This is a genomic window from Pseudomonas sp. 102515 (assembly GCF_031085165.1).
Lineage (GTDB): Bacteria > Pseudomonadota > Gammaproteobacteria > Pseudomonadales > Pseudomonadaceae > Chryseomonas.
In genome coordinates, this window is record NZ_JAVHTY010000002.1 from 907,363 (window position 1) to 918,856 (window position 11,494).

Sequence of the window (11,494 nt, forward strand, 5' to 3'; positions counted from 1 at the left end):
TGGATGCAAGGTCCTTGATTGACGAAAAGGCGCATCTCGAGATGCGCCTTTTCGCTATTTGCTATTCGACGATTTCGCCATGGCCGGTCCGGCCACAGCTCGTGGGGGGAACATGCTACAAAACATCAGGGACCGTTCGCAGGGATGGATTGCCAAAGTCATCATCGGATTCATCATCCTGTTGATGGCACTGACCGGCTTCGAAGCGATCATCCGCGCCACGGGTCACCAGGGCGCCGTTGCCCTGGTCAACGGCGACGAGATCAAGCAGACGGAACTGGCCCAGGCCGTGGAAATGCAGCGTCGCCAGCTGCAGCAGCAATTGGGGCAGGGCTTCGATCCGTCCACCCTGGATGATCGTCTGCTGCGTGAATCCGCGCTCAAGGCACTGATCGACAAGCAACTGCTGCTGCAGAGCGCCAAGGCCGATCGCTTCGCCTTCTCCGAGCAGGCACTGGATCAACTGATCCTCAATACCCCCGAATTCCAGACCGAAGGGCGTTTCGATCCGCAGCGCTTCGACCAGGCCGTTCGCCAAATGAACTACAACCGCCTGCAATTCCGCGATCTCTTGCGCGACGAGATGCTGATCGGTCAACTGCGCGCTGGCATCGTCGGCAGCAATTTCGTCACCGATGCCGATATCGAGGCCTTCGCCGCCCTCGAACGTCAGACCCGTGATTTCGCCATGCGTACCGTCAAGGCCTCGCCGGCCGGCATCACGCCGACCCAGGACGAGATCCGGGCCTACTACGACAGCCACAAGAACGCCTTCATGACCCCCGAGCAGGTGGTCATGGAGTACGTCGAGCTGAAGAAGGATGCCTTCCTGGCCAAGGCCAAGGTCGACGAAAGCCGCCTGCAGGCCGCCTACAAATCCGAAATCGCCAATCTGTCGGAGCAGCGTGACGCCGCCCATATCCTCATCGAGGTCAACGACAAGCAGAACGACGACCAGGCCAAGGCCAAGATCCAGCAGATCCAGGAACGCCTGAAGAAGGGTGAAGACTTCGGCAAGCTGGCCAAGGAGTTCTCCCAGGACCCGGGTTCGGCGGCCAATGGCGGTGACCTCGGCTTCGCCGGTCGCGGCGTCTATGATCCGGCCTTCGAAGAGGCCTTGTACGCCCTGGCACCCCAGCAGGTGTCGGCACCGGTGCGTACCAGCTTTGGCTGGCACCTGATCAAGCTGCAGGGCGTCCAGGCGCCGGAAGTGCCGACGCTGGCCAGTGTCCGGCCGCGTCTGGAGCAGCAGCTCAAGGCGGAAGACGCCGACCGCCTGTTCGTGGAAGCGGGCCGCAAGCTGGAAAGCTCCGCCTATGAGTCCTCCGACCTGAGCCAGCCGGCCCAGGAGCTGGGTCTGCAGGTCAAGACCAGCGCTCCCTTCGGTCGCGAAGGAGGCGAAGGGTTGACCGCCAACCGTCAGGTGATCGAGGCGGCCTTCAGTGAAGACGTCCTGCGCAACGGTGCCAACAGCACCGCGCTGCAACTCGATCCGGAGACCCTGGTGGTGATTCGTGACAAGGAGCACCGCACGCCTCAGCTGCAACCCCTGGATGCGGTCAGGAAAGAGATCGTGACCCGCCTGACTCAGGAAAAGGCCGCAGCCGTTGCCAAGCAGGCTGGCGAAGAGCAGCTCAAGACCCTGCGTGCCGGTGGCAAGGCGGCCGCAGGTGACTGGCGTACGGTCGAAGCCGCCACCCGCAACCAGGAGGGCGTCGATCCCCAGGTGCTGCAGGCGGCCTTCCGCATGGCCAAGCCGGAAGCCGACAAGCCGTCCTATGCCGGAATCAGCCTGCAGAACGGTGACTTCGTGCTGATCCGCTTGCAGGGCGTAGGGGTGCCCAAGGAAGCCCTGAGCGCCGAGGACAAGGCGTTGTACCGTCGCTACCTGGCTTCGCGCGCCGGACAGGTCGATTTCGCGGCCTATCGTCGGGCCCTGGATGCCAAGGCCGAGATCAAGCATCTCTGATACGAAAAAAGCCCGGGAAACCGGGCTTTTTCTTGGGCGGCGATAACGCTGGCCAGGTCTTGCTGGCAGCGTCCGCAGGGAGAGGGCAGCGCTTCCAGATGATTACTGGACAAGTTCCTGCTCGTCGAACAGGCCGTCGAACAGCATCGTGGACAGATAGCGCTCACCGGAATCCGGCAGGATGACCACCATGGTCTTGCCCTGCATCTCCGGTGTCTCGGCCAGCCGGACCGCGGCGGCCATGGCGGCGCCGCAGGAAATGCCGCAGAGAATGCCTTCCTCGCGCATCAGTCGCTGGGCCATCAGCTTGGCCTGCTCATCGCTCACCTGCTCGACGCGATCGACCATGGTGAGATCAAGATTGCCGGGCACGAAGCCGGCGCCGATACCCTGGATCTTGTGCGGGCTGGGTTTCACCTCGGCACCGGCCAGGGTCTGGCTGATGACCGGCGAGGTCTCCGGCTCGACGGCCACCGAGAGGATCGGCTTGCCCTTGGTGTTCTTGATGAAGCGCGAGATGCCGGTCAGGGTGCCGCCGGTACCCACGCCGGCTACCAGTACATCGATGGCGCCATCGGTGTCGTTCCAGATCTCGGGGCCGGTGGTCTTCTCGTGGATGGCTGGATTGGCCGGGTTGTCGAATTGCTGCGGCATGAAATAGCGATCGGGTTCGCTCTCGGCGATTTCCCGGGCCTTTTCGATGGCGCCCTTCATGCCCTTGGCCGGCTCGGTCAGCACCAGCTCCGCACCGAGCGCCTTGAGCACCTTGCGCCGCTCCAGACTCATGGAGGCGGGCATGGTCAGTACCAGGCGGTAACCCCGCGCGGCGGCGACATAGGCCAGGCCGATGCCCGTATTGCCCGAGGTCGGCTCGACCAGGCTCATGCCCGGCTTGAGCAGCCCCTTGGCTTCGGCGTCCCAGATCAGGTTGGCACCGATGCGGCACTTGACCGAATAGCCCGGGTTGCGCCCCTCGATCTTGGCGAGCAGGGTCACGCCCTTGGGGCCGAGGCGATTGATGTAGACCAGCGGCGTATTGCCGATGGACTGGGCGTTGTCAGCGAAGATGCGGCTCATGGCGGATCCTGTACGGCGCGGAAAACTCGCAGCCTAGGCCTTGCGTCCGATGACGTCCAGCCCGGGCGCGGCATGCTATCGTCAGGCGAAACAGCTGCCGAGGATCTGTGATGGCCTTCCAGGGTACCGAGCGTTATGTGGCCACGGCCGAACTCAGTCTGGCGGTCAATGCCGCCATCCAGCTGGGGCGTCCGCTGCTGGTGAAGGGTGAACCGGGTACCGGCAAGACGCTGCTGGCCGAACAGGTGGCGGAGAGCCAGGGCGCGCGGCTGATCACCTGGCATGTGAAGTCCACCACCAAGGCGCAGCAGGGCCTCTATGAATACGATGCGGTGAGCCGCCTGCGTGACTCCCAGCTCGGCGATCCCCGGGTGCAGGAGGTGGCGAACTACATCAAGCCGGGCAAGCTGTGGGACGCCTTCACCGCCGAGGACCCGGTGGTGCTGCTGATCGACGAGATCGACAAGGCCGACCTCGAATTTCCCAACGATCTGCTGCTGGAACTCGATCGCATGGAGTTCCACGTTTACGAGACCGGCGAGACCATCCGCGCCCAGCGGCGCCCGATCATCATCATCACCTCAAACAACGAAAAGGAACTGCCGGACGCCTTCCTGCGCCGCTGCTTCTTTCACTTCATCCGCTTTCCCGAGCGCGAAACCCTCGAGCGCATCGTCCAGGTGCACTATCCCGACCTCCAGCAGCGTCTGGTCAAGGAGGCCCTGGATCTCTTCCTTGACCTGCGCAGCGTGCCGGGGCTGAAGAAGAAGCCGTCCACCTCGGAGCTGGTGGACTGGCTCGCGCTGCTGCTGGGCGATGAGGTGGCGCAACGGACACTGCATGGCGAGGGTGGTCTGCCGCCGCTGGCGGGCGCCCTGTTGAAGAACGAGCAGGATTTGCAGTTGCTCGAACGCCAGGCCTTCATGCGCCGTCGCCGGAGCTGAGGAGAGGCATGTTCCTCGATTTCTTCACCCGACTCAGGGCGGCGGGCATCCCCGTGTCCCTGGGCGAACTGCTGGACCTGCACGCCGCGCTGGATGCCGGCCTGGCAGTGGCCGATCCCGACGCCTTCTATTTGCTGGCCCGCGCCGTACTGGTCAAGGACGAGCGCTTCTTCGACCGTTTCGATCGGGTCTATGCCGGCGAGATGGCCAGGTCGGAGCCTTCCCCGGATGCGCAGGCGGTTCCCGCGGACTGGCTGCGACTGGAGCTGCAGCGGCGACTGTCCGAGGAGGAGCGCCAGCGGCTCCAGGCGCTGGGTAGCCTCGATGAGCTGCTCGCCACCCTGCAGCAGCGCCTCGCCGAACAGCGCGAGCGGCACGCCGGTGGCAACAAGTGGATCGGCACGGGAGGCACCAGTCCCTTCGGCAGCGGTGGCTACAATCCCTTCGGCGTGCGCGCCGGCGAGGCCGGTACCCGGCAAGGGCGGGCGGCCAAGGTCTGGGAGCAACGCGACTACCGCAATCTGGACGATCGCGCCCCGCTGGACCGCCGCAACCTGCAGCTGGCCCTGCGCCGGCTCAGGCGCTTCGCCCGCCAGGGCGCGGCGGCGGAATTCGACCTGGAGGGGACCGTCGCGGCTACGGCGCGCGAGGGCGGCCTGCTGGACGTGCGCTATCGTCCGGAGCGGCACAACGCGACCAAGGTGCTCCTGCTGCTCGATGTCGGCGGCTCCATGGATCTGCATGTGCGGCTGTGCAGCGAGTTGTTCAGCGCCTGTCGGCTGGAGTTCCGCCACCTGGAGTACTACTACTTCCACAACTGCGTCTACGAACGCGTCTGGCGGGACAATGCCCGGCGCCACGAAGAGGGGCTGGCGACCAGCGAGCTCCTGCGCCGCTATGGCGCGGACTATCGGCTGGTGATCGTTGGCGATGCCAGCATGGGGCCCTATGAGATCACCCATCCCGGCGGCAGCGTCGAGCACTGGAACGAAGAATCCGGCGCGCTCTGGATCCAGCGGCTGTGCCAGCACTTCCCCCGGGCGGTCTGGCTCAATCCCTATCCGCAGGAGGGCTGGGCCAGCAGCACCTCGATCCGGCTGCTGCGCGAACTCATGGCCCAGCGGATGTTTCCCTTGACCGGCGAAGGCCTCGGCGAAGCCATCCGTACCTTGACCCGCCCATGAAAAAACCCGGCCAAGGCCGGGTCTTTTCATCGCTCGCGCTTAGCGCTGACCGTAGCGGCGCAGGGCCTCGATGCGGTCTTCCAGCGGTGGGTGGCTCATCAGCAGACCAGCCAGACCGTTCTTCAGCGAGCCGTTGATGCCGAAGGCGTTCAGGGTGTCGGGCATCTGCACCGGGATACCTTGTTCGGCACGCAGGCGTTGCAGGGCGCCGATCATGGCGTTGGGGCCAGCCAGGCGGGCACCGGCTTCGTCGGCGCGGAATTCGCGTTTGCGCGAGAACCACATGACGATGATGCTGGCCAGGATACCCAGGACCAGTTCGGCGATGATGGTGGTCACGAAATAGGCGATGCCGTGGCCTTCCTCGTTCTTGAAGATGGCCTTGTCGACGAAGTTGCCGAAGATCCGCGCGAAGAACATCACGAAGGTGTTCACCACGCCCTGGATCAGGGCCAGGGTCACCATGTCGCCGTTGGCGACGTGGCCGATCTCGTGGGCCAGCACCGCACGCACCTCGTCGGGCGAGAAACGCTCGAGCAGGCCCTGGCTGACCGCGACCAGGGCGTCGTTGCGGTTCCAGCCGGTGGCGAAGGCGTTGGCCTCGTAGGCCGGGAAGATGCCGACCTCGGGGGTCTTGATGCCGGCTTCGCGGGCCAATTCCTCGACGGTCTGCAGCAGCCACTGCTCATGGCGGGTACGCGGCTGGCTGATGACCTCGGTACGGGTGCTCATCTTCGCCATCCACTTGGAGATGAACAGCGAGACCAGTGAGCCGGCGAAACCGAACACGGCACAGAACACCAGCAGACTGCCATAGTTCTGACCGGTGTAGCGATCCACGCCAAGCACCTTCAAGGTGATGCTGGCAACGATCAGCACCGCCAGGTTGGTAGCCAGAAACAACAGAATGCGCATCATGGTGGGGTACAGCTCCTCACAGGTTTATCTGCCGGCTATATAAGGTTCCGCCCCGGTCCATTCAATGTTTCCACTATTGCAAACTGTGTCGTCTGCCGGCCGGCTGGCCTGGCGGCGGCCAGCGCGCGAGTGCCAGCGCCGGTTGACGCCGCCAGGGACGCCAACCGGTGAAAGACCCGGAAATGCTTTGGCGCTACTGGGCGTAGCCGCCGAGGAAGTTGCCGATGCGACCGATCGCCTGCTCCAGGTCATCGACGCGGGGCAGGGTGACGACGCGGAAGTGGTCGGGCCAGGGCCAGTTGAAGGCCGTGCCCTGAACCACCAGCAGCTTTTCCGAGAGCAGCAGGTCGAGGACGAATTTCTCGTCGTTGTGGATGGGGCAGACCTTGGGGTCGATCCGCGGGAAGGCGTAGAGCGCGCCCATCGGCTTCACGCAGCTGACACCGGGAATGTCGTTGAGCAGCTCCCAAGTGCGATTGCGCTGCTCCAGCAGGCGTCCGTGCGGCAGGACCAGGTCGTTGATGCTCTGGTAGCCGCCCAGCGCGGTCTGGATCGCGTGCTGGGCCGGCACGTTGGCGCACAGGCGCATGTTGGCGAGGATATCGAGGCCTTCGATATAGCTGTGGGCGCGATGCTTGGGGCCCGAGACGATCAGCCAGCCCGAGCGGAAGCCGGCGACGCGATAGGACTTGGACAGGCCGTTGAAGGTCAGGCACAGGACGTCCGGCGCCAGGGAGGCGGTGGAGATGTGCTGGGCTTCGTCATAGAGGATCTTGTCGTAGATCTCGTCGGAGAACAGCACCAGGTTGTGCCGCCGCGCCAGTTCGACGATGCCTTCCAGCACCTCCTTGGAATAGACCGCGCCGGTGGGGTTGTTCGGATTGATCAGCACCAGCGCCTTGGTGTTGCCGGTGATCTTGGCTTCCATGTCCGCCAGGTCGGGGAACCAGCCCGCCTGTTCGTCGCACAGGTAGTGCACCGGCTTGCCGCCGGCCAGGCTGACCGCGGCGGTCCATAGCGGATAGTCCGGCGCCGGGATCAGCACCTCGTCGTTGTTGTTGAGCAGCGCCTGCATGGCCATGACGATCAACTCGGAGACGCCGTTGCCCAGGTAGATGTCCTCGATGCCGACACCCTCGATGCGCTTCTGCTGGCAGTACTGCATCACCGCCTTGCGCGCGCTGAACAGGCCCTTGGAGTCGCTGTAGCCCTGGGCGGTCGGCAGATTGCGGATGACGTCCTGCAGGATCTCCTCGGGCGCCTCGAAGCCGAAGGGTGCCGGATTGCCGATGTTGAGCTTCAGGATGCGATGGCCTTCCTCTTCGAGGCGCTTGGCATGCTTGAGGACCGGGCCGCGGATGTCGTAGCAGACATTGGCGAGCTTGTTCGACTTGGAGACCTGCATGGTGGAATGAATCCTGGAAAAGGGCGAGAAAGACTCGGTGGGGACGGACGTCGACCGGCGCTTGGCAGCATCCGGGGGTGGATGCCAGACTGAGCGGGAATCATACGGCTGCATCGCCTGTTACAAAAGATGCGCCGGCATCCAGAGAGGTCATCATGGAAAAAGTACAGCGTAGCCCGGAAGACTGGCGTGAGCGGCTGACCGACGATCAGTTTCGCGTCTGTCGCCTGGCCGCGACCGAAAGACCCTACACCGGCGCCTACTGCAACACCAAGACACCCGGCGTCTATCACTGCGCCTGCTGCGAACTGGCGCTGTTCGACTCCAGCACCAAGTTCGACTCCGGTTGCGGCTGGCCCAGCTATTACGCACCCATCGATGCCGAGGCGGTGCGGGAAAAGGAAGACCTCAGCCACGGCATGCACCGCGTCGAGGTGCTCTGCGCCCGGTGCGACGCCCATCTCGGCCACGTCTTCCCCGACGGTCCGCCGCCGACCGGCCTGCGCTACTGCATCAATTCGGTGGCGCTGCAGCTGCAACCCAGGGCCTCGGCGTGATCAAGGACATCCTCAGTCTGCCGTTCGACACGGCTGACGGCCAGCGGGCCTGCCTGGCCGACTGGCCGGCGCGGGCCTACCTGGTGGTCAACACCGCCAGTCGTTGCGGCTTCACCCGCCAGTACGATGGCCTCGAGGCGCTGCAGCAGCGCTATCTGGCCGAAGGGCTGCGGGTGATCGTCTTTCCCTGCAATCAGTTCGGCGGCCAGGAGCCCGGCAGCAATGCCGAGATCCAGACCTTCTGCCTGACCCGCTTCAATGTCAGCTTTCCGGTGATGGCCAAGCTCGACGTCAATGGTGAAGGCGCCCACCCGCTGTTCGTCGCGCTCAAGAAGGCGGCGCCAGGGCTGTTGGGTGGCGCGATCCGCTGGAATTTCACCAAGTTCCTGGTCACGCCGGCGCAGGGGCGCGTTCAGCGCTTCGCGCCCATCACTCGGCCGTCGCAGTTGGAAAAGCATGTCCGCCAGGCGCTGGCCTCCTAGCGCCGTGCTCGTCCGCCCTTTGTCTGGATGGTAAAGGTCATACGATAATGTCCGGCCTGGCGGGCGGCTGGCCCGCTTCCCTTTTTGTCGTCAAGGATCATCCCTGTGAATGCCTCCCTAGAAGACTTTCTGCTCCACGCGCGGCAGGTGCTGGAGCGTCTCGAACCCCTGTTGCCCCATCGTCGCGAGCCGCTGGACTGGCAGCGCTGCTATGCCGCGCGCTGGCGCCGGGAAGGGCATGGCGGCTATCTGCAGCCGCTCGAGGTCAATCTGGAACTGCGCCTGGCCGATCTGCTGGGTATCGATCGCCAACGCGATCAGCTCGCCCGCAACACCCGCCAGTTCGTGGCTGGATTGCCGGCCAACCACAGTCTGCTGTGGGGCGCGCGGGGCACCGGCAAGTCGTCGTTGATCCGGGCGCTGCTGGCGGAATATGCCGGTGAGGGTCTGCGGCTGATCGAAATCGAACGTGACGATCTCGCCGATCTACCGCGGGCCGTGGAGCAGCTCGCCGGTCAGCCACAGCGCTTCGTGGTGTTCTGCGATGACCTGTCGTTCGATTCCGGCAGCGACGACTACCGGGTGCTCAAGAGCGTGCTGGACGGTTCCCTGGAACAGGCGCCGGACAACGTGGTGCTCTACGCCACCTCCAACCGGCGCCACCTGGTGGCCGAGCGGCAGAGCGACAATGCCAACTGGGAGCACGTCGACGGTGAACTGCACCCCAGCGAAGCGGCCGAAGACAAGATCGCCCTGTCGGATCGTTTCGGCCTCTGGCTGTCCTTCTATCCCTTTACCCAGGATCACTACCTGGCCGTGGTGCGCCACTGGTGCGCGACCCTGGCCGGCAAGTCCGGCCTGCAGCTGGAGTGGTCGGAAGAAGCGGATCGCGAGGCCATCCGCTGGGCTTCCGGTCGTGGCAACCGCAACGGCCGCTGCGCCTATCAATTTGCCCGGCAGTGGGTCGGGCTCAAACTCTTGGAGAAAGCATGACCGTAGAACTGACGGGCGTAGGGGCGGGACTCGAGGGTTACGCCATGCTGGCCGCTCAGGTGGAAGCCCTGCTGGCCGGCGAGCGCGACTTGGTAGCCAATGCCGCCCAGTTGTCGGCCTTCATCTATCAGGAAGTCCCGGACCTGAACTGGGCCGGCTTCTATTTCGTCGAGAGTGAGGACCAGCTGCTGCTCGGGCCCTTCCAGGGCAAGGTCGCCTGCATGCGCATTCCCTTCAGCAAGGGCGTGTGCGGGGCGGCTGCCCGCGAGCGGCGTACCCAGCGCGTCGAGGACGTCCATGCCTTTCCCGGGCATATCGCCTGTGACGCCGCGTCGCGCAGCGAGCTGGTGGTGCCGCTGGTCCAGGACGGTCGGCTGATCGGCGTGCTGGATCTGGACAGTCCGAATCCGGGGCGCTTCAGCGCGGCGGATCAGGCTGGTATCGAGGCGCTGGTAGAGGCCTTTCTGGTCGCGACCGACTGCTGATCGCCGGAGGAGGGCAGGGAAGCCCTCACTCGTAGTCGTTCTTCTTGCGCCAGCTGTCGTCCTTGAGCGTGTCCACGCTGTCCGACAGCTCGTTGGCACTGCTGCTGGCTTGCTCGACCAGTTCGCTCTGCTGGCGTTTCACCTGGGTGATCTGCTCCTCGAGATAGGCCAGCAACTCGGTATAGCGCTCGGGCTGCTGCTGCTTGCGAATCTGCATGATCGCCCGCTCGTACGACTGGCGCGCCTGGATGTAATGCTCGCTCTTGATCTGCTGTTCGGCCTGATAGCGGAAGAATTCCACATAGGTCGCCGTGAGCAGATAGCGCATCTCGCCGACCCAGCGCTGCGCCTCCTGGCCATCGAGAATGCCGATCTGGTTGGCATGAGCGACGAGCGCATGGAGCATCTCCAGATAGCCGCGGACTTCCTTGACCCGCGCTTCGGTGTGCACGGGCCGGGCGACATTGCCGACTTCGATGTCGTCGCCCTTGGCCAGGGCTTCTTCCAGTTCGGTCTTGCGCGCGGTGAGGCCGGCGGACGGGGTCTGCAGGGCGGCGAGGCGGGCGATCAGCCCCAGTTCGATGCGGTGGAACAGCTGCTTGAGCGCCGGGGTCATCAGCTGGCCGGGCAGACTGCCGCCCAACTGGGCGCAGCGCTTGATGCGGTCGGTGAGGTCGGCGACCAGGCGCTGCTTTTCCAGGCGTCCGGCTTCGAGCTTCTGGTTGACGAAGGCGATCATGATCAACAGGAGGATGCCAAGCCCCACTACTGCTGCAATCATCGTTGAGGACATGACCTTCTCCATGGTGCTTGCCCGCCGTTTGTCGTACGAGCGAAGTCGTTGATTTGAAAAGTATTTAATCAGCTATTGACGCCCAGGGTAAGGCTCCCTAGAATGCGCGCACTCCCAACGGCGGCAAGCGTCAGCCGAGTGGTAGGCCAGAGTCCTGACGGATTCTACCTGGTCCCCTTCGTCTAGTGGCCTAGGACACCGCCCTTTCACGGCGGTAACAGGGGTTCGAGTCCCCTAGGGGACGCCAAAATTGCGGGAATAGCTCAGTTGGTAGAGCACGACCTTGCCAAGGTCGGGGTCGCGAGTTCGAGTCTCGTTTCCCGCTCCAAATACAATCCGGTTGCCCTCGGGCGGGCGGATGCAAGGTGAAAGGCCTTGTGGAAAGAGGTTTCGTCCCCTTCGTCTAGTGGCCTAGGACACCGCCCTTTCACGGCGGTAACAGGGGTTCGAGTCCCCTAGGGGACGCCATATTGCGGGAATAGCTCAGTTGGTAGAGCACGACCTTGCCAAGGTCGGGGTCGCGAGTTCGAGTCTCGTTTCCCGCTCCAAACACAATCTCACGGTTGCATGACAGTGGGATGCAAGGTGAAAGGCCTTGTGGAAAGAGGTTTCGTCCCCTTCGTCTAGTGGCCTAGGACACCGCCCTTTCACGGCGGTAACAGGGGTTCGAGTCCCCTAGGGGACGCC

At 64.2% G+C, this 11,494-nt stretch carries 11 protein-coding genes and 5 tRNA genes; 12 read left to right on the plus strand and 4 right to left on the minus strand.

The annotated features are described in order from the left end of the window. The first annotated feature begins 112 nt into the window (after window positions 1-112). On the plus strand, window positions 113-1,969 hold the full coding sequence (locus RCF34_RS11295; protein WP_308708235.1) for a SurA N-terminal domain-containing protein: 1,857 nt from the start codon (window positions 113-115) through the stop codon (window positions 1,967-1,969). A 102-nt stretch (window positions 1,970-2,071) separates the two neighbouring features. Here the strand turns inward: RCF34_RS11295 and cysK are convergent, their stop codons facing one another. Then, on the minus strand, window positions 2,072-3,046 hold the full coding sequence (gene cysK / locus RCF34_RS11300) for a cysteine synthase A (RefSeq protein WP_308708236.1): 975 nt from the start codon (window positions 3,044-3,046) through the stop codon (window positions 2,072-2,074). A 110-nt stretch (window positions 3,047-3,156) separates the two neighbouring features. Between cysK and RCF34_RS11305 the strand changes: the two genes are divergently transcribed. Together RCF34_RS11305 and RCF34_RS11310 are read left to right on the plus strand one after the other, a co-directional pair. After that, window positions 3,157-3,990 (plus strand): MoxR family ATPase, encoded by an 834-nt coding sequence (locus RCF34_RS11305; protein ID WP_308708237.1) that lies wholly within the window; start codon window positions 3,157-3,159, stop codon window positions 3,988-3,990. 8 nt (window positions 3,991-3,998) lie between these two features. Further along, window positions 3,999-5,174, plus strand: a complete 1,176-nt coding sequence (locus RCF34_RS11310) for a VWA domain-containing protein (RefSeq protein WP_308708238.1) — start codon at window positions 3,999-4,001, stop codon at window positions 5,172-5,174. Between the two features lie 39 nt (window positions 5,175-5,213). Here the strand turns inward: RCF34_RS11310 and htpX are convergent, their stop codons facing one another. Then, entirely contained in the window at window positions 5,214-6,092 is an 879-nt protein-coding gene (htpX, locus tag RCF34_RS11315) for a protease HtpX (protein ID WP_308708239.1), read from the minus strand. A 193-nt stretch (window positions 6,093-6,285) separates the two neighbouring features. Further along, entirely contained in the window at window positions 6,286-7,497 is a 1,212-nt protein-coding gene (locus tag RCF34_RS11320; RefSeq protein WP_308708240.1) for a pyridoxal phosphate-dependent aminotransferase, read from the minus strand. A gap of 155 nt (window positions 7,498-7,652) precedes the next feature. Here RCF34_RS11320 and msrB point away from each other — a divergent pair, with 155 nt between their 5' ends. The 4 genes from msrB (at window position 7,653) to RCF34_RS11340 (ending at window position 10,014) form a co-directional block, all read left to right on the plus strand. Then, window positions 7,653-8,054: a peptide-methionine (R)-S-oxide reductase MsrB gene (gene msrB / locus RCF34_RS11325; RefSeq protein ID WP_308708241.1), complete on the plus strand. Its 402-nt coding sequence runs from the start codon at window positions 7,653-7,655 to the stop codon at window positions 8,052-8,054. Next, window positions 8,051-8,536: a glutathione peroxidase gene (locus tag RCF34_RS11330; protein WP_308708242.1), complete on the plus strand. Its 486-nt coding sequence runs from the start codon at window positions 8,051-8,053 to the stop codon at window positions 8,534-8,536. The genes msrB and RCF34_RS11330 overlap by 4 nt, the downstream gene beginning before the upstream one ends. A 105-nt stretch (window positions 8,537-8,641) precedes the next feature. After that, complete coding sequence (locus tag RCF34_RS11335; protein WP_280307159.1) at window positions 8,642-9,529, plus strand: ATP-binding protein; 888 nt, start codon at window positions 8,642-8,644, stop codon at window positions 9,527-9,529. Next, a complete protein-coding gene (locus RCF34_RS11340) occupies window positions 9,526-10,014 on the plus strand; it encodes a GAF domain-containing protein (protein WP_308708243.1) in 489 nt (162 codons plus the stop codon). The genes RCF34_RS11335 and RCF34_RS11340 overlap by 4 nt, the downstream gene beginning before the upstream one ends. 25 nt (window positions 10,015-10,039) lie before the next feature. Here the strand turns inward: RCF34_RS11340 and RCF34_RS11345 are convergent, their stop codons facing one another. Continuing rightward, on the minus strand, window positions 10,040-10,807 hold the full coding sequence (locus RCF34_RS11345) for a hypothetical protein (protein WP_308708244.1): 768 nt from the start codon (window positions 10,805-10,807) through the stop codon (window positions 10,040-10,042). A 171-nt stretch (window positions 10,808-10,978) separates the two neighbouring features. Here RCF34_RS11345 and RCF34_RS11350 point away from each other — a divergent pair. The 5 genes from RCF34_RS11350 (at window position 10,979) to RCF34_RS11370 (ending at window position 11,492) form a co-directional block, all read left to right on the plus strand. Continuing rightward, window positions 10,979-11,054: transfer RNA gene (locus RCF34_RS11350), tRNA-Glu, on the plus strand. Between the two features lie 5 nt (window positions 11,055-11,059). Beyond that, window positions 11,060-11,135: transfer RNA gene (locus RCF34_RS11355), tRNA-Gly, on the plus strand. 64 nt (window positions 11,136-11,199) lie between these two features. Further along, window positions 11,200-11,275, plus strand: a tRNA-Glu gene (locus RCF34_RS11360). Window positions 11,276-11,279: 4 nt separating this feature from the next. Continuing rightward, window positions 11,280-11,355: transfer RNA gene (locus RCF34_RS11365), tRNA-Gly, on the plus strand. Between the two features lie 64 nt (window positions 11,356-11,419). Then, window positions 11,420-11,492 (plus strand) — tRNA-Glu (locus RCF34_RS11370). Window positions 11,493-11,494 lie beyond the last annotated feature (2 nt).

Coding starts and splice junctions, on each gene's coding strand:
- htpX (WP_308708239.1), bottom strand. CDS start 6,092: ATGATGCGCATTCTGTTGTTTCTGGCTACCAACCTGGCGGTGCTGATC.
- cysK (WP_308708236.1), bottom strand. CDS start 3,046: ATGAGCCGCATCTTCGCTGACAACGCCCAGTCCATCGGCAATACGCCG.
- RCF34_RS11305 (WP_308708237.1), top strand. CDS start 3,157: ATGGCCTTCCAGGGTACCGAGCGTTATGTGGCCACGGCCGAACTCAGT.
- RCF34_RS11340 (WP_308708243.1), top strand. CDS start 9,526: ATGACCGTAGAACTGACGGGCGTAGGGGCGGGACTCGAGGGTTACGCC.
- RCF34_RS11320 (WP_308708240.1), bottom strand. CDS start 7,497: ATGCAGGTCTCCAAGTCGAACAAGCTCGCCAATGTCTGCTACGACATC.
- RCF34_RS11310 (WP_308708238.1), top strand. CDS start 3,999: ATGTTCCTCGATTTCTTCACCCGACTCAGGGCGGCGGGCATCCCCGTG.
- msrB (WP_308708241.1), top strand. CDS start 7,653: ATGGAAAAAGTACAGCGTAGCCCGGAAGACTGGCGTGAGCGGCTGACC.
- RCF34_RS11295 (WP_308708235.1), top strand. CDS start 113: ATGCTACAAAACATCAGGGACCGTTCGCAGGGATGGATTGCCAAAGTC.
- RCF34_RS11345 (WP_308708244.1), bottom strand. CDS start 10,807: ATGTCCTCAACGATGATTGCAGCAGTAGTGGGGCTTGGCATCCTCCTG.